Annotated in this window: 18 protein-coding genes, 1 pseudogene and 1 riboswitch; of the genes and pseudogenes, 2 read left to right on the top strand and 17 right to left on the bottom strand. The window is 43.9% G+C overall.

The genetic code is table 11. The features are described 5' to 3' along the window. Window positions 1-107: 107 nt before the first annotated feature. From PQG66_RS07325 to PQG66_RS07380, 12 genes and pseudogenes are all read right to left on the bottom strand, one after another. Window positions 108-1,217, bottom strand: a pseudogene (locus PQG66_RS07325) (IS3 family transposase). 93 nt (window positions 1,218-1,310) lie between these two features. Further along, the gene (locus PQG66_RS07330; protein ID WP_272036830.1) at window positions 1,311-1,874 is read right to left on the bottom strand and encodes a hypothetical protein; all 564 of its coding nucleotides are present in this window, start codon (window positions 1,872-1,874) and stop codon (window positions 1,311-1,313) included. Then, complete coding sequence (locus PQG66_RS07335) at window positions 1,840-5,124, bottom strand: hypothetical protein (protein ID WP_272036831.1); 3,285 nt, start codon at window positions 5,122-5,124, stop codon at window positions 1,840-1,842. Before PQG66_RS07335 ends, PQG66_RS07330 begins: the two co-directional genes overlap by 35 nt. 27 nt (window positions 5,125-5,151) lie before the next feature. Next, the gene (locus tag PQG66_RS07340) at window positions 5,152-5,814 is read right to left on the bottom strand and encodes a PAAR-like protein (RefSeq protein WP_272036833.1); all 663 of its coding nucleotides are present in this window, start codon (window positions 5,812-5,814) and stop codon (window positions 5,152-5,154) included. Beyond that, window positions 5,815-6,342 carry a hypothetical protein gene (locus tag PQG66_RS07345; RefSeq protein WP_272036835.1) on the bottom strand — a complete coding sequence of 176 codons (528 nt, stop codon included), beginning with the start codon at window positions 6,340-6,342 and terminating at the stop codon, window positions 5,815-5,817. Further along, entirely contained in the window at window positions 6,342-7,484 is a 1,143-nt protein-coding gene (locus tag PQG66_RS07350) for a pentapeptide repeat-containing protein (protein WP_272036837.1), read from the bottom strand. Before PQG66_RS07350 ends, PQG66_RS07345 begins: the two co-directional genes overlap by 1 nt. A 20-nt stretch (window positions 7,485-7,504) precedes the next feature. Beyond that, window positions 7,505-9,070: a contractile injection system protein, VgrG/Pvc8 family gene (locus PQG66_RS07355; protein WP_272036839.1), complete on the bottom strand. Its 1,566-nt coding sequence runs from the start codon at window positions 9,068-9,070 to the stop codon at window positions 7,505-7,507. A gap of 363 nt (window positions 9,071-9,433) precedes the next feature. Continuing rightward, on the bottom strand, window positions 9,434-10,174 hold the full coding sequence (locus tag PQG66_RS07360; protein WP_272036841.1) for a DUF4247 domain-containing protein: 741 nt from the start codon (window positions 10,172-10,174) through the stop codon (window positions 9,434-9,436). 11 nt (window positions 10,175-10,185) lie between these two features. Then, entirely contained in the window at window positions 10,186-10,692 is a 507-nt protein-coding gene (locus tag PQG66_RS07365; protein WP_272036843.1) for a DUF4178 domain-containing protein, read from the bottom strand. A gap of 31 nt (window positions 10,693-10,723) precedes the next feature. Then, window positions 10,724-11,125, bottom strand: coding sequence for a DUF350 domain-containing protein (locus PQG66_RS07370; RefSeq protein WP_272036845.1), 402 nt, complete (start codon window positions 11,123-11,125; stop codon window positions 10,724-10,726). Window positions 11,126-11,220: 95 nt separating this feature from the next. After that, window positions 11,221-11,892: a PspA/IM30 family protein gene (locus PQG66_RS07375; RefSeq protein WP_272036847.1), complete on the bottom strand. Its 672-nt coding sequence runs from the start codon at window positions 11,890-11,892 to the stop codon at window positions 11,221-11,223. Between the two features lie 185 nt (window positions 11,893-12,077). Next, window positions 12,078-12,407, bottom strand: a complete 330-nt coding sequence (locus tag PQG66_RS07380; protein WP_272036849.1) for a prenylated flavin chaperone LpdD — start codon at window positions 12,405-12,407, stop codon at window positions 12,078-12,080. A 164-nt stretch (window positions 12,408-12,571) separates the two neighbouring features. Here PQG66_RS07380 and PQG66_RS07385 point away from each other — a divergent pair, with 164 nt between their 5' ends. Further along, window positions 12,572-13,366 (top strand): polysaccharide deacetylase family protein, encoded by a 795-nt coding sequence (locus PQG66_RS07385; RefSeq protein ID WP_272036851.1) that lies wholly within the window; start codon window positions 12,572-12,574, stop codon window positions 13,364-13,366. A 108-nt stretch (window positions 13,367-13,474) separates the two neighbouring features. Here the strand turns inward: PQG66_RS07385 and PQG66_RS07390 are convergent, their stop codons facing one another. The 3 genes from PQG66_RS07390 to PQG66_RS07400 all read right to left on the bottom strand — a co-directional run bounded on the left by PQG66_RS07390 (window position 13,475) and on the right by PQG66_RS07400 (window position 16,701). Further along, window positions 13,475-14,146 (bottom strand): 3D domain-containing protein, encoded by a 672-nt coding sequence (locus PQG66_RS07390; RefSeq protein ID WP_272036853.1) that lies wholly within the window; start codon window positions 14,144-14,146, stop codon window positions 13,475-13,477. 2 nt (window positions 14,147-14,148) lie between these two features. Then, a riboswitch (cyclic di-AMP (ydaO/yuaA leader) is annotated at window positions 14,149-14,342 on the bottom strand. A 189-nt stretch (window positions 14,343-14,531) separates the two neighbouring features. Then, window positions 14,532-15,254 carry an amino acid ABC transporter ATP-binding protein gene (locus PQG66_RS07395; protein WP_272038104.1) on the bottom strand — a complete coding sequence of 241 codons (723 nt, stop codon included), beginning with the start codon at window positions 15,252-15,254 and terminating at the stop codon, window positions 14,532-14,534. Next, complete coding sequence (locus PQG66_RS07400; RefSeq protein ID WP_272036855.1) at window positions 15,241-16,701, bottom strand: ABC transporter substrate-binding protein/permease; 1,461 nt, start codon at window positions 16,699-16,701, stop codon at window positions 15,241-15,243. Before PQG66_RS07400 ends, PQG66_RS07395 begins: the two co-directional genes overlap by 14 nt. 197 nt (window positions 16,702-16,898) lie before the next feature. Between PQG66_RS07400 and PQG66_RS07405 the strand changes: the two genes are divergently transcribed. Then, on the top strand, window positions 16,899-18,074 hold the full coding sequence (locus PQG66_RS07405; protein WP_272036857.1) for a M20 family metallopeptidase: 1,176 nt from the start codon (window positions 16,899-16,901) through the stop codon (window positions 18,072-18,074). 173 nt (window positions 18,075-18,247) lie between these two features. Here the strand turns inward: PQG66_RS07405 and glgA are convergent, their stop codons facing one another. Next, a complete protein-coding gene (gene glgA, locus PQG66_RS07410; RefSeq protein ID WP_272036859.1) occupies window positions 18,248-19,672 on the bottom strand; it encodes a glycogen synthase GlgA in 1,425 nt (474 codons plus the stop codon). Beyond that, complete coding sequence (gene glgB, locus PQG66_RS07415; RefSeq protein WP_272036861.1) at window positions 19,669-21,678, bottom strand: 1,4-alpha-glucan branching protein GlgB; 2,010 nt, start codon at window positions 21,676-21,678, stop codon at window positions 19,669-19,671. The genes glgA and glgB overlap by 4 nt, the downstream gene beginning before the upstream one ends. Window positions 21,679-21,741: the final 63 nt, after the last annotated feature.

Genomic DNA, 21,741 nt, shown 5'->3' on the forward strand with positions numbered 1-21,741 from the left:
CTCAGCTGTAATCTTATCTTTAAAACCCATAAACTTAAGTTTTCCCCATTTATATTAACATAACCCTCGACCATATTACTTGGAGACCTTGGATTGTCAACATTAAATCAGACAACTTTTTTAAGGGCTTCTTGGCGATACTGAACAGGCGTCATGTACCCCAATAGTCCATGAAGTCGGTGCCTGTTAAAGCAGTTGATGTAGTCGTACAATTCAGTGACGGAGGTTTCGGAATTCCATCTGGTAAATAAACTCCGTTTTCATGATTTTGTAGGTGGCTTCAGCCACGGCGTTATCGTAGGGACATCCTTTCTTGCTGAGGGATCGGCCGATATCAAACGTGTCTAGAAGCTGATCCATCGTGTGGTTTTTGAACTCACTCCCACGATCGGTATGAAACCACTGGATTTGGCTTAAGTCGCTTTCTACCGTTGCAAAGGCTCGTGAAACCAGAGCAGCGTCCTTATGCGGACCTACACTGTGGCCAATAATTTCTCGATTGAACAGGTCAATGAGCACACAAATGTAATGCCACCGATGACCGACCTTCACATACGTGAGATCGCTGACAACGAAACGTTTGGTTTCCTTCTGTTCAAACGCACGATCCAGTACAATTGCCGTCGTTGCCTCATTACAAGCCGTTTTGTGGGGCTTAAACTGGGCAATGGTATACGTGGAAACGAGGCCCTGTTCTCGCATGATTCGGCCGATACGGCGTCTAGAGACGATGAATCCTCGTTCTTGAAGTGCTACTTTCAGCTTTCGCGTACCGTAGGCCTTTCGATTCTTTTGGAAGATCTCCACGATGGCTTTTGTACATTCATCTTCTTTGGGCTGTTCCTTTGCTTCATAATAGAACGTACTTTTGGCGATTTCGAGAACGCTGCACATTGCTGATACCAGTATTTATCACGGTTATTCTGGATGATAGCTACTTTCGTCCCATGATCAGCGCGGCTTGCTTTAAATGTCATTCTCCATCCGTAGACGCTCTAGTTCTTTACGCATAGCGATTAATTGTTTTCTTCAGGTGAACGGTTGTCTTTCTCTTTGAAAGATCCCGTGCCCTGGGATTGCTTAATCCAGCGATCCAGAGCCGAAGCGGTGAGATCGTATTCATCAACAATAGCAGCTCTGGGCTTGCCGTTTTCATAGAGCTGCACCATTTGTTTTTTGAACTCGGTTGTGAATGTGCGTCGTTGTTGTTTAGGCATTGTAGAGATCCGCTCCTTTATTTGATAGATTTATTCTACAAGCCCTTATTTTTTCTGTCCAACTAAGTGTAGCCGATCCATTTGAAAAATGTATCAATAGTCGGCACAACCATTATCTAGCGAATCCAAGGTTTCATCACTAATATCTAGTGGTTCCCTTTCAACTCGAGTTGCTAGCGAAAGAAGATCAGTAGCACCAGCTACATTCAAATAACCTGCCCTTATAAAGAAATGGCCTCCTCTTTCATATAGCTTTATTGCTGGCTCAAACAAATCTTTATAATCAATAGCAATCTTATTTCCTTCATCAATGAGTGCGTTTAACTCTAAATAACTGGTAGCAATTTCTTTAACATAACTATTGTCAATCTCATTTATTATTTGTAATTCATCAACACTCACTTGTGACTTAGTTATCGAATTTGAAATGATAATAAAAGGATACCTACAAGGACCAGGATAATATCGGAAAAATATTGATGCTCTTCTTAAGTATTCTTTACTCAAATGAACATGCGATCTTGCTTGCTTGTTTCCAATACAACTCCAATCTATTGCAGAAATACGCTTAATTGCCTGATTAAAATTTTCCATCAATTGTTTCGCTCCATCCTCTCTATTTTTATTGCCCAAAAACTTTTTCCGAATAATAGTCATATGCTCCAGGGAGTTCAAATGAAGGTTGATCAGAAGCTACATCATGTGCACCAGGTGGATCTGAACCAAAATCATCACTATCTTTTTGATACGAACCAGGATTTTTATAAGGGTAGCCTTGTTTCATTTTTTCACTTTCAGTTAGTTCGTGTTTAGCTAACTCTTGAAACCACTTTTTTTGTTTTGGATCCAGCTCACCTTTTTGTGCTTCTTTCCATATAAACCCAACCTCTAAATCAGGAGTAAAGTGGCCAACTCTATAACTTTGATTATCTAAAGGAATGTTATGTGTATCAAAAAACATGTGTTGTTTCATAGCCCTAATTTCTTCTATTGTCATACCAGTATTTTTTGCAACCTGCTCAATATCAGTCATACCAACACTTCTAATATCATCATAATCCTTTGATGCAACTTTATATTCTTTTTCTTGAAATTCATCCATAAATGTGGGTTTATAATCATCTACACGCTTGTATTCATTCCAATCAACCTTTTTAAGGGTAGGTATTGATACAGGACCTTTCCCCGTCCCCTCAATCTTAGGAGGGGGTTCCACCTTACTAACCGTACTTGTCCGTCCCTTACTAGCCTCATCATATAGATGCGAATCATTAAACTCATCGATGGGCTGATTCTTACCAGGACCACCTAAATCCCCTTTAGAAGGTTTCGTTTTAGCTGCAATCGTCGGTCCAGTCTTACGGCTAGGTATGGTCGGAACATGAGAAACCTGCTGCTTCCAAGCCGCCCACGTATCACTCAAAGCCAGATTATTCTGGTTATTTACCAGCTTGTCCGCGGCCTTATTTAGCCCATGCTTGGCCAGCACGGCCAGGTTCACAACCGTCAACGCAATGTTCAACTTATCCAACAGATCCTGATCCATGCCTAGAAACGTTGGATTCGTATTGGGATTTCCGTTCTTCAGGTCAATCAATTTCTCTACGTTCACCACAATGGTGGAGACGCCTAGCGCAAGATCCGCTGCAGCTAGCAAATACAGCAATGGCCCACTTATCGGGTACGTGGCTATAATGACGACCACACCAAATATAATGTTCAATTCTGCGATCACTATTTGTGGATCAATGATTAGCTTTTCGAATGTGTACCTAGAGAAGTATACCGTTTTTTGTGTTTGTTTGCTCAAATAATCCGGCTTTTGTGGGATACCATAGGCAAGTTCCATCTCTGCCAGCCAAGGACTGATCTTCTCGAATACGTCCCCGATTCCGCTAGATTCCACGAACTTTTGGATGATCCCTGGCTGTCCGCTCGGCTCCGCCGTTGCAGAAGCCCCTTGGCTCCTCAGCACCGGAGGAGTAGGCAACATCCCATGGATCTCGTCGTATGACTTGCCTGCTTTCTTCCCGTCTTCCATCACTTTCATCGATTGCTGCTTCCAATGATAGATCGCCGTTCGATCCTGGTCCATCTGATCGTAGACCTTCTGTTGCTTCACCAGTTCGGCTTGTTTTTCAGCTTCTCTTTCTTTATTATTTCTCTTGTCCGGCTCTGGGGCGGGCTGCTTGTTATACTTTTGTTGATACGTGGTTTTTATGTCTTCGGAAGACTTACCACTTAGCCACTTTTTGGTCTGATCCTTCAATCCAGGATCAGTCTTCGCCGTCTCAGCTACTTGCTTACGAACATTAGCTCGTTCGCCTTCGGTTAAGTAAGAAGCCGTCTTAAGTTGTAACGATCGATCAATCTCTTGTTTTAAAATTTCCCCTTCAGCGAGTGAATCTATATACATCTCTTCCAGCTCTTTGTCCGTTAACAGATCTTCAAACGCCACTTCAATCTTCTGGAAGTCAATCTTGGCACTCTGGATCCCCATCCGATTACCATTAAGGGTAACATACTGATCCGTATTCGTCTGGAATAATATTTGCTGTTCAGCACGGATCCGAAGAGATTCGAGAACGCTCGCTTCACCACCACTGCCAACTTCAATCCGGCTTCCGGCCACAACGAGAAGATCCTCACTCGCATTGAGGGTAATATTCCCTCCATCCAGATGCAGGCTAACGGTCCCCTTTTCAAATAATACCCCGTCATCTCCCAACTGCATTTTGGCCTCACCAGGCATCTCAAATACTTTGGTCGAAGGTTTCTGGAACACCGTCCGACTCTTCATTTCCTCGCCGCCGCCGCGAACAGAATTAATAGCCATCGCTTTTTTCTCAGTACCACTGGGGAAATAGACTTTAATGCGGGCCCCCTCATCCGGCAAACAGTGAAAGATATTGTTGCCCTCTCCCGAATAAGGAAACCACCAGTTTCCCTGATCATCATGGTCATCATCGATATCTAAATGTACCTTCACCATGTTGTTGGCCCGTTTGATCACGCGACCCTCCAAAGACATGCCTTGAAGTCGATCATTACGGCGGGATTTCCGACGCAAGCTCTGGCGTTTAACCAGAACGTATTCATATTGCAATACACCTGCGGAGTAGCTTATCACCGACTCCGAGACCACCCACATCTGTTTCTTAAATGATACATCATCGCCAACCTGACAATATTGATCACTGATAACCTGGTAACTAACAAAATCGGCCTCGACGAGCCGTTCGGCATCTTTACCCTCCGCATTAGCTCGAAGCTCCTCATATACAGCGCGATCTTTCATTGCCTTGTACCGGCGGACATGAAGCTCCTTACCCCAGGATAAATCCGGGACCCCAAAGTACACACGGGGTGCATCCATAGAGACATCCGGTAATATGACTGTTCCCACCCTGGAAGCCAATCGCTTCAGAAAATCCCAATCTGTTTCTTCATATTGAACCAACAGAGCACCAATAGTAGCCTGATCACTTGTCGCCATATTCTGGGCGTCTCCAGAAGCATAATTCCGAACCAGCTGGCGAATCGCTTCAGTATAGGTTAGATGTTTGTTTTGATACGAACGACTTCTCCGCTGCATATCCATGCTATACGTACGGGACAGGGCCTCAACTTCTAAATGGGGGATTCCGTCTTCCATCTGTACATCGACTCTGATAATCCCTCCGGCGAACCAGTCCTCGGGTCTGGAATCCGTTGGTTTCTGCAGAACGAGGCTGTCGTTAAAAGAACTATGTAAGAGGCAATGTTCTGCCTCTTCTTCGCTCATACGGGCTGTAAAAACACATCGCGTATGTGCATTGAACCCTCGTTCAATTCGAAAACTATTCAGATCCTTAATCTTGTAGGGCCATCGTAATTCAAATCCGTCTCCTTGATAAATTACATCCACTTAATATCCTCCTCCGTTATGCCAGTCTTACCTCACAGCAAATTCCGGAGGAGCCGGATCCATGCCATTCGTTAACAAACGTATCTGCCCTCCACAAGAACAGAACAAGCAAGACTTACTCGTCAGTGCCGGTACTCCCTGAATGGACACATTCGAGCTCCCATTCGTCCACTGTTGTTTTGCCCCAGCCAATGCCTCTACGAATGAACTTAACGAAGGCTTAGACATCAATTTGTTTTGAGCAGAAGCAGAGATGGTGGGCATAATTACAGGTGCACAAGGATAGATGGGTTGTCCAGCTGTTGGTTCTGTTGGATCGGGATCAATAATAAACGAAGGATCCGATTGGGGTCCTGTAATACGTTCAGCTAGCTTCATCGGATGCAGTTCACTCCGGCAATACCCGAAGGAATAGAAATTCCCATCGATTTCCTCTCCCATTTTCGTATAAGGTATTCCGTGAATCGTATCTGGCTCGGATGTGGACGTAGCACAATCCTCTACCGTTAACATCGGACTACCATTAATGTACACCCCATTCGGCTCTAGTTTATTCAATACCTCTTCATGGGTTCCAAACGTACAGTACATATAAGCTCCTGCTGTAACATATGTATCTTCACTCCTCCATGGGGAGCTAAGCAGTTTATTTAGCGTATCCTTTGTTAAGATTGTTTCTCTAGCATCCATCTACATGTCTCCTTCTGTGATCTGAATTGGTCTGACATTCAACCCATATATACCGGCTCGCAGCAGTCGTTCTGCCAGTTCAAGACGAACAATCATCAACTGTGTCCGATAATACGGAATGGTGAATGCAGGTGTACGTTCAAGTCCGCTCAGATCAGCCATTATGCTCATAACCTGCCCGCTCTGGATCAAGGCTTGATCGGGCGAGATACACGTTGCCTTGGGCAGATCCATCCAGTGGTAGAACGACTGGTTATACTTCTCCGTGTCCATGACCACAACTCTTTTGGAAGTGATCTCAGGTGCAAACTTCATGACGATCTTAGATAACTCCTCACTGAGCAATAGCAAAGGATATTGCGCAAGCAAACTGGAAGAAGAAAAAGACTGACCACTTTTCACATAAACGATCTCCTCCTCAGCAGCATGATCATAACCTTGAAGCATCCGCTCTGGCCATTGAAGGCTGGCTCCGTTAGAAGGTAATCGTCTGTCATGTTCGATTACGTAGAGGTTTACTTCTCTCATCAATCTGTCCCTACCCATTCAATAGCAGTGCGCTGTTCTGCAGTTAACTGCACCCGGAAACGATCTTGTTTAAGCATTCGACTCCCAGCCAAATCTGCTCCGGTAAAATCTACATTGTCCAGATGTGCACCTATAAAGTCACCCGCAATTTTCGCATACCGAAAGCTTGCATGACTCAGGTTCGCTCCCTGAAACTGGACTCCGTTCATACCATAGAACAGACTATATGTTTCCACGAATGTATTACGACCGCCTAGAGCACCATCGAACCTAGCCGCCCTCAGATCACACTCCCGAAAGTCAGCATCATACAAAAGCGTCTTTGCAAAATTGACATGATCACATTCACAACCCATAAATCGAGTGCCCAATAGGCTCGTCTCCGCCATGTGGCTCCTACTGAGTTTCACTTCTTCGAATCGAGCGTAATTGAAATCCAGTTGCTCATATTCCCCCTGCGAAAGATCTACACCTTTGATATGTTCATAGATGTATTCACTGGGTAGCTTGCTCTCCAACCATCCTCTACAAGTTATGGAGCTGCGCTGTTTCCCACTCATTCGGTAGACTGATTCAGTCACCTCATGATCCTGATATTCGCCAACACGAACTTCAAACTCTATGTACTTGTCTACATTTTGGAATGAATCCAGTTTACGAATGTCATCCATCGCCAAGCGGACTGCGTGTACCATATAGACATGGAATGGATACAACTGTCCTGCCTGCCACGCATGAAGAGCAGCCTGATCAATCCGGTTCATATATCTCTTGCGACTGTTCTCACATTCCTCAAACCACTGTTCCATGTAACGATAAATCCAGCTTGCATCATATATCATTCCTCTCGCAGAAACCTCACCCTCACGGTGCAGGTCACTTGCGTGAATCATATAAGCAGGATCTCTCTGGTTCAATCTGGTCCGCATCAATGATACATGAATCGTACTGCACGCCTGTAGCTCACCCAGTTCTTGTTGGAGCCTCACTTGTTCACAGAACGCGTCGAATAGAGAGACGATGCCCTGTAGTATCTCTTGCCTGTGCCTAATATAATAGGCATTCAATTCCTGTATCTTGCTATTCCGAAGTGGCAGCACTTCCTGCTCTAAAAATTGCTGCCATAGCTCCACCTGATGCATGATCTAGCTCCTCACTATCTTTATTGGTTCATTAATATCTCAATCCCCTTAATAACGACCTGACCTTGGTCAATAGTTAAGCTGCCGTTTCCATCCTTCGTTGAGAGATCAATCTGGTTCGCTAGCATGACGACGGATTCAGATGCCAATTCAATTTGTTTACTTGCCTGAAGAGTAATTTTGTTTTCACAGTTCAGGATAATGGTTCCCGCACTGGTCAACGTCAGAGTCGCTCCTCCTGTCGCCCCAGTAATGGTGATTTTATCTTCCTCAAACGTAATCTTCTGACCCGTCGGTGTAAGCAGGAATTTGGTGTTGGGATTGGCCATCAGGTCTTCTTTTAGGTCCTTGTCAAATTGCATAACGGGCTGCAATTGCTCTTGCTGAACAATTGTTGTGGTGGTCCCTCTTCCACCACCTCCCGCTTGGGTAGTCTGGGTCTGGGCTTTTGCTGGCGACGTAGCCGATGGGGACATGGCCTCCTCTGGTATTTTCTTGCGAACAGAGCTCAGTGCGATCCCCTCTGCCTCCCTTGCATTTGGAAAGTATAGGCGGATGCTATCTCCTTTTTCAGGCATACAGTACCACCCGGTCTGATCATCTGAAGCATACATCGTAGAGTAAGGGAACAGATTGGCCGTTGCCAAACTCCATTCCTGATCGCAGTCTAACTGGACTTTAACCTCATCTCTGACAACGTCCATAATATTTCCCGAAATGGATGCACCAACAAGGCGAGAGTTATATCGCTTCCGTTGATAAGCTGACTTCATATGCCCGAGGACATAATGGTGGATAAGCAGTCCCTGCTGCATTTCAGTCCGAATTTCAAAAACGTTGAGCCTGTGCCCTTTGAACTGAACCTCATCCCCTAATTGCAACACTCGGTCATGGACCTTCACTTCATACCGGATATAGTCCTGTTCACTAAGAGCACTAGCGTCTTGCGCTTCTTGTTGATACGTCAGCATGTCCTTATACATACGGTAATGCGTCGCTTCCAACTTACCTGCATCCCGTTGCTCGGGTATACCTAGATAGATGCGAACACGTTTCTCTGTTGATACAGGAATCAACACGGTATGATAATGGGATGCTAGTCGCTTCATGAATTCCCAGTCCGTCTCCTGGTATTGAAGCGTGTAGGCTCCAAGTTTTTTCTTTTCCATGAACGTATTGAAAGTCTGACCGTCTGGATAGCGTGCACTAATCTTCTGCATGACATCTGGAATCAAACTGGATGCATTCTGAAAAGAACGTGTCTCGCGCTTGATATCCATGGCATATGTATGAGAGATCGCTTCCGCTTCCAGCCAGTACACCTGATTCTCCACCTTAACCTGAAGCTTCAGAATGACCCCGTGAAATAACCGCTGCTTTTGTCCATGTTCATCCCTATAGAACAGTTCAACCGGAGTACTCTCATCGGCCATACGTACGTACTGCTCTTCCTTTTCCTCCGGAATCACCCCGGTAAAACGTAACTTCCCGTGGTCATGAACTTTCATGTGTAAGGAAACTTGATGTATGCGAATCTCGAATGGATGTATCTGCAATTGCTCGTAACTGATTGTCGCGAGTGTCATGACCTCACCTACTTACTATTTTTTTATTCTGATGCTTTAATTTACTATTTATCGACTTATAACACGTGTTTATTAATACATATTCCTTAAATTGTTTAAAAAAGGATATAAATTAAGACTTTGCTCATATTCCATAAATTCCTATATGCGCACAAAAAAAGAGAAGCAAATTTGCTTCTCCTTCTTTATTCCTACCCTTCACATTCTTACTTGAGCATAAGTTCAATCAGAAATCAGTGCTTTTATACCTACATCAAAAAAGAACAGCTACAAGGTATATGTACTGGCAGAGATAAATCCACCTTACCTTTTCACTGTTCTTACATTGAACTATGGTTTAGCAGCCAAACTATTATTCGCTTGCTATCTACGCCTCATAATTCGGCCGCCGCCAACTCGGGTTTTTGGCTTCTTATAGGATTTTTTCGGTGAATCAAACAACCCGCCGCTGCTTTTGTTGCGATCAATGCTTCCTCTGCTCTGTTCCTTTTTACGGTCAAACAACCCGCCACCAGAACCAACACTTGTGTCCTTGTTACTGCCGCGACGTGTAATGGAACCCTTCCGCTCAACCGTAAGGGGCGGGGCCAATTTTTTGTCATTACTCGTTGGCGCTCGGTAAGATCCAGCTTTCGGTTTGTACGTATCCCGTTCCGTGTATCCCCGATAGTTACCAGATCCGCCTCCACCCAAGGAATCGAACAAACTACCAATTAAAGTAGCTGTCAGATACCCTTGCAAGAACGAAGAGCTGTAGTTCTGACGAACATATTCCTTGGAATCTACTTCCACCAAAGTATCTTCTGGCTTATCGGGATCTTGCTGAAGATGATAATATTGGTCCTGATACACCAAGAACATACGCTCCGTACTTTCAGCCGAAATCTGATCCGGTTTTCGTTGATCAGACAGTTCCGTTGCCACTTCTGGAACTGTTCGATCTGCCGCCCGATACACATAAGACGTGGATTGACCGCTGCCGCTTACCGATTCGAGTGGATATGTATCCTGAACCGAAGGAGCGACACCACACGCAGACAATAGAGACATCACAAGGCTGAGGACCAGCATTAATTTTAATCCATGTGCCAAGCGTTTTTTCATTGGAACCTCTCCTAGTTCGAACGAATCACTTTGATATCCGCAGGAAGAATGGACTCACCTTCGTAGAGGTTAAACCTTCTGTCTTGCCATTCCACACGAAGAAGTTTGTTATCATCCGATTGATACTGCCACACAAGCTGCTCTCCAGCCTGACCATAAGGTGTTCTGCCAATGGTCTGCACCATTCCTCCATACTCTTCCTCCAAGTGATACACATGATCATCTAGTTCGAGAATAGTAGGCACCTCGTCAGGGGCGTCAAGTCTTCCGTCAATAGGTGTATACAGGGCATAACGCGTGATCTCACGCTCTTCCACATGTAAGTATCGGAAAGAACTTCCGTCCTGCAGCGTTAATACGACTGCATTACGAGCCCGATTCTGTACCCTGCCAACGACTTCATAGGTGACCAGAGACACTTCACATATATCACCAGGAGCAAGTTGAAGCATTGTTTTCTCAGCTTTAGGAGGCTCCGGCTTCGTTAGTATTCCTTTAATACGTTTCCATACACTCATGCCAATTACTCCTGTTCCTAATCTTATCGGTTTACAGGCAAGCTGCAATGATCAATGCACCTACAATATGCAGAGCGCCCGAGAACAATCCATACCCTGTTTTTCCTTGCTGTATTCCCGTGTCCAAATCCAAAGTCGCCCATTTGCGAATCATAAAGTGAACTACACTTTCCAGAACTAATAAAATAACAAATGATACAACGGAAACGAGTAGCGCTTCTCCAAGATGTCCAGCAGTGGAGATCGACGTTGCAAGCACGTATCCTTGGGCAAATAACTTCATTACCATACGTGTCGTAACGGCCATATTTCCAGCCTTGACTTCAGCAAAATCCTTGTATTTCGTAAAAAGTGAATCTACATACATCAGTACAAACAGCAAAACCGAACCTGAAACAGTCCAGACCAGCATCGCTAAAATATTCAAATCCATTTACACAGCCCCCACTTATCAACATGATCCGCATTTAAAAACGAAGGAGAAACGCTGTTCTCCTCCGCTAGTTAACCCTGCTGAACGCCAAGGTGTTAGTTTTTATTTTCGTACTGTTTCATGAGTGCAGCAAGTTCATCCTCAACAGCCGCATCCTTGCCAAGTTTCTCGAACTCTTCATCGAGCGACTTGCCTTTGGAAGACATCTCGTTGCTGGCTTCAGCTTGAGCTTCCATCTGCATCATCTTTTCTTCCATGCGTTTCATGCCTGCGCTTGCTGTGTCGGAGCTAAAGCCATTGAGGGCTTTGTTAATTTCCGTTTGTGCTTTGGCTGCATTATAACGAGCAACCAATGTCTCGCGTTTGTTTTTCATTTCCGTTAATTGTTTACGCATCTCATCGAGCTTACCACGAAGATTGTCTGCGGACGCTTTGTTTTGATCGTAGCTGGTTTTGTATTCCACCATTTTCTGTTCAGCTGCTTTTTTCTCTTCCAGAGCACGACGCGCAAGGTCCATATTCTGTGCACGAGCTGCAGTGTGTGCTTGCTCTTCACGTTTCTTCACAAGAGCTTCCTGTTCCTCGAACAATTGCTTGAACTTCTTCTCGATAGCAATCTGAGCAGCAACAGCTTTCTCGGCATCTTCAAGATCTTCTTGCATATCACGGATATATTGATCCGTCATCTTGATTGGGTCTTCAGCTTTGTCAATAATCGCGTTAATGTTAGACATCGTCAGGTCACGTAATCTTTTAAAAATGGACATTAGGTTATTCCTCCCAGTGGATAGTGCATTGTATATAGAGATACATACGTAGCAATCTGCAACTCGTTTCATTTTTACAAAAAAAAACTAAAACTTGATCGTTGCTCTTAGTATAAGATAGATCACTGTTAAACATTCTGTATATCGCAAAGTCATCCCTAAGAAGAACACGTTGAATTTTCACACTAATTTTGATTCAAATGTTCATTCATTAGCCTCTCCGCAGTCTGCACGATTTCATCAATTTGCATTCGTGTAATATGATCAAAATGAATACCCATGATGACTGTTACCGTAACATTTAATTGTAAAGCCGCTTTACGGGCAAGACGCTCACACAGTTCTTGCTCTTTATGACCTGGAATTTGTACTGTCGTTCCGCTAACTCGTTCCTGATCAATATAAAATGTGGCCACGGCGCCAACATGAGCCTTTCCACCAGTGATCAGAAATATCTTGTCCCTTCCAGCCTCAAGCACCTCTAATCGAATCGACATCGGATCATATGTACTCATCTACTTCACCTATCCTTCTCTGTATTTGCTATATGGTGGAATTATGACTTTTGCGGGCCAGTTCGTGCAATGAGACTTCTCACAGGAGAATAAGGTTAACTCACAACGGGCATACCATAAGAGAACGTCATTATACCGATTTCCACTCAAAGGAGGCTGTCAAAATGCGCATACGCCTCATCATGCTCGCAATCGTTATCTTTCTCTGCTCAGGAATCTATTCGATTTCTGCTGTTCCGTCTTCTCAGAATATAACAAATAAGCCTAACACGATTCCGTCCAGCACAGATGTTAGAGAAGAGCAACTGACTTTAGGGCAACTTCGTCAGAAATATGCGGATACGTTCAAGACGAATGGACCTTCTACCAAGCAGGTCGCGTTAACCTTTGATGATGTTCCTGATCCGAGGTTCACTCCTCAAGTCTTGGATATTTTGAAAAAGTATAAAGTTCACGCCACTTTTTTTGTGGTAGGTAGCCGTGCAGAGAAACACCCGCAGCTCGTAAAACGTATGGTCAGAGAGGGACATGTTGTTGGGAATCACAGCTATAACCATCCTGAATTCAGCAAACTATCGATGACGGCATTTCGCCGACAAATTTTACATACTGGGGATATTATCAATCGTTTGACAGGTTATACGCCAAAAATGATTCGTCCACCTTATGGTGACATTAATGAGGAGCAACTACGCTGGGCGGCTAGGCAGCATTATAGCATCGTAAACTGGAATGTTGATTCTCTGGATTGGAAGGGGCTTTCTAAGGAGGAAGTCAAACAGAATATTCTTTCAGCAGTGAAACCAGGCTCAATCGTACTGCAGCATGCTGGAGGAGGAACAGGCTCGAATCTGCAAGGCACGATTGACGCTTTGCCAGAAGTTATTGAGGAATTACGTAATAGGGGATATGAATTAGTTACACTGGATAAAATGCTGAAACTTCCTAAAGAAAAGTGATGAATTAAACAGGGTGTTCTTCATGCTTGTAATGAAATGAATGAAGATCCTTATCATTACAACGTTGAAGAACACCCTGTTTATGATGAACATATGTTGATTTATAACTTATTCTAAAATATACAATTCGATATCCTGAAAACCAAACGTACTTACAAACTGTTGGCTACCCGGAATAAAGATGTCTATACGATTCCCCTTGATGGCTCCACCAGTATCCAGAGCTGTTGCGACGAAAGCCTGTTTCGGCAATCCTGGATGAGTATGTCCTGTCACAAGCACCTTGGTACCAAAAGGAATTACCTTGGGATCTACTGCAATAGTCCCCAGTTTTAGCGGGTTTCCAAAATAATCAACCGGTCCCCATCCGCCATTCTCTGAAGGATGAGCGGAATAAGCTGTTGCCTTAACGTTAAGCGTTTTCTTGTAATCAAACGTTTTTCCCCAAGCCTGTACAACTTTGTTATCGGTGTTTACATTCAAACTTGCGGCTGTAACTGCTTTTTTCTGCGATTTCGTTTGAGTAGGAGCCGTTTTGGATTTGTTTTCGTTATTTGGAATTGTAATTTTCAGACCACCATAAATGTTATAGGGTGAAATGTTTTGGTTGGCTTTCATGATTGTATTCATTGCAATGCCATATTGTTTGGATAAGGTGTAGAAGGTGTCCCCTTCTTTGGCCACATGAACGGAATCCGCGTGAGCCGGAACGGCTTGAATGAATAGAGCTGATGTCATAAGTGCAATCACTGTTTTGGCTATACGTTTCTTGTTATACATGGTCTTCCTCCCTCATTATGCCTGCGAGGTTAGTTGTCGGATTCGGATGTAGGAAACCACCCTATAGGTCTTACTTGTCATGCTTAAGCATTATGTATTCCTAATTCACCCCAAGCAGTGTGTAATCGAAAATCACACGATCTGCATCATTACATCCCCCGCACTTCCACTTCAGAAGTTTCGGCAGCATTCAATATATCACAAGTTTGTAACCTATTGATGTAGTAAATGTTGGTAATTGTTATTTTAACTCCATATAAAGATAACAAATTTGTTACTTTTTTATCCATATCCTTTATCTGTATACACACAAAAAAAACGTTAGCAGATTGTGAAATCCGCTAACGCTTTATCGTACTTTTTCGGAATAACAGACATGGAATGATCAGAGGACTTTTGCAAGAAAATCACGTGTACGTGGATGTTTTGGCGCTCCAAACACCTCATCAGGTGTACCTTCTTCTACAATAACTCCGCCATCCATAAACAGAATACGGTCTCCTACCTCGCGAGCAAAACCCATCTCATGAGTTACAATAACCATGGTCATTCCGCCTTCAGCAAGACGCTTCATAACTTCAAGTACCTCTCCGACCATCTCCGGGTCAAGTGCAGATGTAGGCTCATCAAACAGCATAACATGCGGCTGCATGGCTAGCGCTCTTGCGATGGCAATCCGTTGCTTTTGTCCACCAGACAACTGATTAGGATATACATCTTTTTTATCTGCCAAACCAACTGTGTTCAGCAAATCCTCGGCTATTTTGTTGGCTTCATCCGTAGATTGCTTTCTCACCTTGATCGGAGCAATTGTGATGTTTTGTTGCACGGTTTTATGTGGAAACAGGTTGAAGTGCTGAAACACCATTCCCATTTTTTCACGCGTTGCATTGATGTTATGTTTCGGGTCGGTAATCGAAACTCCCTCAAAATCGATCTGTCCCGATGTAGGCTGCTCCAGCAGGTTCAGACAGCGCAGGAACGTACTTTTTCCCGAACCCGAAGGGCCGATGACCACAACGACCTCCCCTTTAGCAATTGACACGTCAATGCCTTTCAGAACATCATTTTTACCATATGATTTGTGTAATTGTCTAACGTCTATCACTTGCACCCAACTTCCTTTCCAATCGTCCGAGCAGCTTGGACAGAATAAATGTCATAACAAAGTAAATCGCTGCCGCAATAATGAACGGGTTCAGACCCTGGAATGTGAGATTTTTAACTACACTTGCCTGATACATAATATCCACCATACCGATAATGGAGATAATGGAAGATTCTTTAATGATCGTTACGAACTCGTTACCGATGGCTGGCAAAACGGCCTTAAAGGCCTGGGGCAAAATGATATAGCGCATCGCCGCGCCTCTGCCCATACCCAGTGAACGAGCTGCTTCCAGTTGACCACGATCTACGCCTTGGATACCCGCCCGGAAAATCTCGGCAAGATACGCACCACTGTTAATAGAAAGCGTCATAATCCCTGCCTGAAGTGCCGAGAAGTTAATACCAAACGTTAACGATACTCCGTAATAGATAATCATGAGTTGTACCAGCATCGGCGTACCCCGGATCACCTCAACATAAGTTGTACCGATCAAGCGCAGAATCGCCATGTTATGAAGACGGAACAAGCAGATAATCAGACCGATAATGACCCCGAAAAATACACCCAGAGCCGATAATAGAAGCGTGTAACCGATACCTGTTGCGTATAAGCCTTTATATTCCCAGAAGAGTTGGAAAATGTTTTGAGATTTGTTGACTTTATCCGCCATCAAGAGACTTGCTTCTTTTACCATTTCATTAATTTTATCTTCACTTTTCAGTCGCTCAAGCGTTTTGTTCACTGCAGTAAGCAGCTCTGTGTTACCTTTACGGATTCCGACAGCTGCCTCAGCCTGTTCCTCGTCCGGAACTGCTGCGGCAAGACCGATCATATCATCCAGATAACCAGCGGCTACGGTATCCTCAACAATTGCTGCATCGACACGATTCGTTTGCAGCTGAAGCACGATGTCAGAAATTTTGTCCAAAGAAGTCAACTTCGCGCCTGGAATCTTCTGTCCAATGGTTTCCTGGATTGAGCCCTTCTGGACACCAATTTTGACATTTTCCAATGACTTCATATCCGGATATTTGTCCTTGTCAGCATTACGAACCATAATGACTTGTTTGGACTTATAATACGTATCCGAGAAATCAATGCTTTTCTTACGTTCATCTGTAGGTGTCATACCGGACACGACCAAATCAACTCGACCACTTTGTAGTGCGGGCAGAAGCCCGTCAAAGCCCATATCTTCAATAACGAGTTCAGCGCCGAGATCCTTCGCAATTTCCTTCGCAATCTCAATATCGAACCCGACGATTTCATCTTTACCATTAATTACTTTGTGGAATTCGTAGGGTGCAAAATCAGCACTCGTTCCTAGCACCAATTTTTTACCGCTCGAGCTGTCTGTTCCGCTTGCCAGTGCTGCAGGTGCAACCGCCGTCAGAAAAAGAAGGAACGTTAACAGCATTACGGTGTAACGACTTATTAATTTCAACCTTGTTCTCCCCTTACAATGCTATTATTACTTTACATATGATTGTGCCATTTCTATTGATGACTGAGTCATTATAAAGTACAATGCATGAATATGCAATGGATTTTCGAAACCAATTTACTCAGTTGCTTCTGAAAAATCATCGCAAACATGTTATAATTTTATGACTTATTCTCAATTCTCTAAGGAGTTCACCTATGACACCAAATAAAACACATATTTTTAACGTTATTGATCAATATGCTTCCCGCTTCAAAGACATTTCATCATACATCGGAGCGCATCCTGAACTTGGAAACGAGGAGTATCTGGCCTCTGCCCGTTTGAAGGAAGAATTGAATTTTCATGGATTCGAAGTAGAAGCTCCAATTCTTGGACTCGATACGGCTTTCATCGGGACATACGCTTCCAAAAAAGCAGGCCCCACCATCGCCCTTTTATGTGAATATGATGCTTTACCGGAGATTGGACATGCTTGCGGGCACCACTTGATCTGCATGATGAGCCTGGGCGCTGCCGTAGGTTTGAAAGCTGTTGTGGACGAAGTAGGTGGAACCATTAAAGTTTTTGGTACACCTGCGGAAGAAACACGCGGGGCCAAAGTGCCAATGGCAGAAGCGGGTCTATTTGACAATTGTGATGTTGCACTTATGGCTCACCCGCTCTATGCCTATGAAAAATCAGGGACTTCCCTGGCCATTGACGCGGTACAATTTGAGTTTCATGGCAAATCCTCACATGCGGCTGCCAGTCCACATGAGGGCATTAACGCACTTGACGCCGTCATTCAAACGTTCAACGGCATTAACGCGTTTAGACAGCAAGTGAAAAGTACTGTCCGTATTCACGGAATCATTAATAGTGGCGGACAAGCCGCTAACATTATTCCAGATTATGCTTCAGCACAATTTTATGTACGTGCAGCCACACGTAAAGAACTTAACATCCTGACGGAACGTGTCATTCATATTGCACAAGGTGCCGCTCTTCAAACCGGATGTAAACTCGTGACATCCAACTATGAAACATCTTATGATGAGATGGTTACGAATGAGACCTTTTCAGACGCATTCAGTCAAAATTTGATCGAACTGGGTATTCCACAGAATGAGATCGTCCGTGGTAATGATCACGGTTCGATGGATATCGGTAACGTTTCCCTGAGATGTCCAGCTATTCATCCTTATATTCGTGTTGTTGATGAAGTTCATACGCTGCACTCCATTGAATTCCGTGATCTCGCACTGCAAGAACGTGCATTGGACGGCATGATTCTGGGTGCCAAAGCACTGGCTGCAACGGCGTTCGATGTATTGAGCAAGCCTGAACTTCTGCAGGCTATACGAGCAGAATTTGAGCAAGCTGTCCGTTAAACCGGACACCCCTCATGCATTAAGTAATCAATGAATTTCCCATACAAACCAGGGTTAGCTTGAACTGACTTGATGATTCAATCAAGTTTATCTTCAGGCTGGCCCTTTTCTTATTGTAAAAGAAACCACAGTTCAATGAACTGCGGTTTCTAAAAGATGTAAGACACTATACCCTAAATTCGACGATAGATGCTCATATACTCTTCTGCTGATACATCCCAGCTATATTCTCCGTTCATTGCATTGTTAACGATCTTCTTCCAATGATCCGGCTGACGATAGAACTCCTCTGCACGCCGAATGGTGTTCATCATGTCATGTGCATTAAAATTCGTGAACGAGAAACCGTTACCTTCCTTCGTGAACTCATTGTAAGCTTGTACGGTGTCATTTAATCCACCAGTCTCTCTTACGAGAGGCACGCTCCCATAGCGAAGAGCCAGCAATTGGCTGATTCCACAGGGTTCGAATTTGGAAGGCATCAGAAAAATATCGCTTCCTGCATAAAAACGTCGGGATAATCCATCGTTAAATGTGATTTGAGCTGACATTTTCAGCGGATAACGATTCGCAGCTTCTCTAAACCAATGTTCATATGCGGAATCTCCGGTACCCAATACGGCAAATTGAATATCATCATAATAGAGCAACTCGTCAAGAACGCGGCACACCAGATCCAGTCCCTTGGAATCGACCAGTCTTGTTACCATAACCATTAAAGGTGCGTCTGGACGAACGGGCAACCCCAATTCCTTCTGCAATTCAATTTTATTTTCAATTTTCTTGGCCAGGCTTGTTCTGTATTTCACAGCGATTTTGCTATCTGTGGCCGGATTGTAACTTTTGGTGTCAATTCCGTTTACAATGCCGCTGAAACGTTCTCCCAAAGAACGAAGTAATCCATCCAGTCCGTAACCATAATAGGAAGTCTGTACTTCTTTAGCATACGTAGGACTTACTGTTGTCACGTGGTCGGAATATACAATGCCAGCCTTCATGAAGTTAACGTTTCCGTAGTATTCTACACCATCCATCGTAAAGTAGCGATCATCTAGCTCCAGAATCTCACTGAATAACTCGTATGGATATACTCCCTGATACAACAAGTTATGTATCGTGAACACTGTACGGATCTCACTATAGAATGTATCGTGCGCATAGTGAGCTTTCAGAAGCAGCGGAATCATGCCAGCATGCCAGTCGTGCGTGTGTAAAACGTCAGGCTTGAATCCGATCTGCGGGAGCACTTCGAGTACAGCACGGTTGAAAAATGCGAATCGTTCGCCATCATCCATGTAGCCATAGACTCCGTCCCGAGCAAAATAATATTCATTATCGATAAAATATACGGGAATGCCATCATGCTCCAACATTTCAATACCACAATAAGGTTTACGCCACCCCAGAGGCACTTCTGTAACAGCGACTGGCTTCATTGCGTCTTTGTACTCTTTTGGAATTCCTTTATATTTAGGCAAGATCACTCGTACATCTGCGCCATTTTTTTTCAATGCCTGTGGTAGTGCCCCTATGACATCAGCCAGCCCTCCTGTTTTGATAAACGGATGAGCCTCTGCGGCTGCAAATAAGATTTTCATGCTTGATTCCCCCTTCTTGATTTAAGCGAAATACTCTCTTTTTTGTTAACTTTTTTTTTCGATTTTACGGAAGCGCTACCTTCAGCGATGGGCTTCGTTTTACGTCGTGTATTTTTCTTCAAAATAACGATACTCAAAGGGGGTAAATCCACTTCCAGGCTGTTCGGATGGCCATGAAATGGAATCTTTTCCGTATGAATCTGCATATCATTAGTTATCCCTGAACCGCCGTAATCTGAATGGTCACTGTTCAGAATTTCGGTATACATACCGGGACGCATGACGCCAATCCGGTAACGCTCCCTTCTGACAGGTTGGAAGTTAATAAGCACAAGGAGTGTATCCGCAGGTTTTTTTCCTTTGCGCACAAATGAAATGACACTTTGGCTATGATCATCTGGAGTGATCCATTCATAACCGTCAAAGGAATGATCAAGCTCCCATAAAGCTTTTTCACGGACGTACAGTTCCGACAGTTTTCGTTCAAACGTGTGCAGACTGCGGTGACTGTCATAATCCAGTAAAAACCAGTCCAGCTGATCTTCATCTTTCCATTCGATGAATTGGCCGAACTCTCCACCCATGAACAATAGTTTTTTGCCCGGAAATGTCATGAAATAACCAAGGAACGCGCGCATACCTGCAAATTTCTGCTCATAACTTCCTGGCATTTTGTTCAACAGTGACTTTTTACCATGTACCACCTCGTCATGGGACAGAGGAAGCACGTAATTTTCAGAAAAGGAGTATACAACCGGGAATGTAAGCAAATGATGTTTGGAAGGACGCTCATGAAAATCAGATTCTATGTAATCCAGGGTATCATTCATCCAGCCCATATTCCATTTGTAGTTAAAACCCAGACCACCTTTATCAACCGGCATAGTGACCATTGGCCAGGCACTGGATTCTTCAGCCATCATTAACGCATAAGGAAAGTATTCAAAAATAGTCTTGTTTAACTGTTGTAAAAAAACAATAGCTTCTTTATTTTCCAGACCACCTTCATGATTCGTTCGATATTGGCCTGGTTGCTTCTCAAAATCAAGACGAAGCATGCTTGTAACAGCATCAATACGTAGTCCGTCAAAATGATACATTTCCATCCAGTACATCGCATTGGAAATAAGGAATGAGCGAACCTCTGGTTTGGAATAGTCAAAGCTGAGTGTGCCCCAGCCTGGTTTCTCGGCTAACATCGGATCAGCGTACTCGAACAAAGGAGTTCCATCAAACAGACGCAGACCATGTTCATCTTTTGCAAAATGAGCAGGCACCCAATCCAGCAATACACCAATACCCGCCTGATGTAGCTTGTCCACAAGATACATGAGATCTTTCGGCTGCCCATAACGGCTTGTCGGTGCGTAGAAACCTGTGTTTTGATACCCCCATGACAGGTCATAAGGATGCTCACTAAGGGGCATCATTTCAACATGGGTATAATTCATGTCCAATAAATAAGGAATAAGCAAGTCGGCCATCTCACGGTAATTATATAAACTGTCATCATCTTTGCGTTTCCACGTTCCCAGATGCATTTCATAAATATGTAAAGGTTTATTATACATCGCCCGCTGCTTGCGTCTCCACGCACCATCATTCCATTTGTAACCTTCAATCGAACTTGTGACAGAAGCTGTTTGAGGGCGAACCTCTGCATGAAATGCGTAAGGATCTGCTTTAAGGATTTCGGTACCATCTTCCGTTAAAATGCGAAATTTGTATAAAGTACCTTCTTCAATTCCCGGAAAAAAACGAGTCCAAAATCCAGATTCGGGTATCTTATATAAAGGTTCCTTTTCACCTTTCCATCCATTGCGGTCTAATGCCAGTCCAACTTCGACAGCATTCGGGGCCCATACGGTAAAGCGGAACCCTTGACGGTGATCGCGAGTCTCAGGATGCGCGCCTAATATACGATAACTGTGATGAAGATTACCTTCATGAAATAAATAAATGTCCTCAGATAAAATTTCCGGTTGTGTTAACGGTTCGATAGCCAAGGAATCACCTTCTTTTCTTCAGGAAATAGATATAACGTTAATCATTACCCCATTCTAGCCAAA

The sequence above is a fragment of the Paenibacillus sp. JJ-100 genome (assembly GCF_948329825.1).
In the GTDB taxonomy this organism is placed as follows: Bacteria; Bacillota; Bacilli; order Paenibacillales; family Paenibacillaceae; genus Paenibacillus.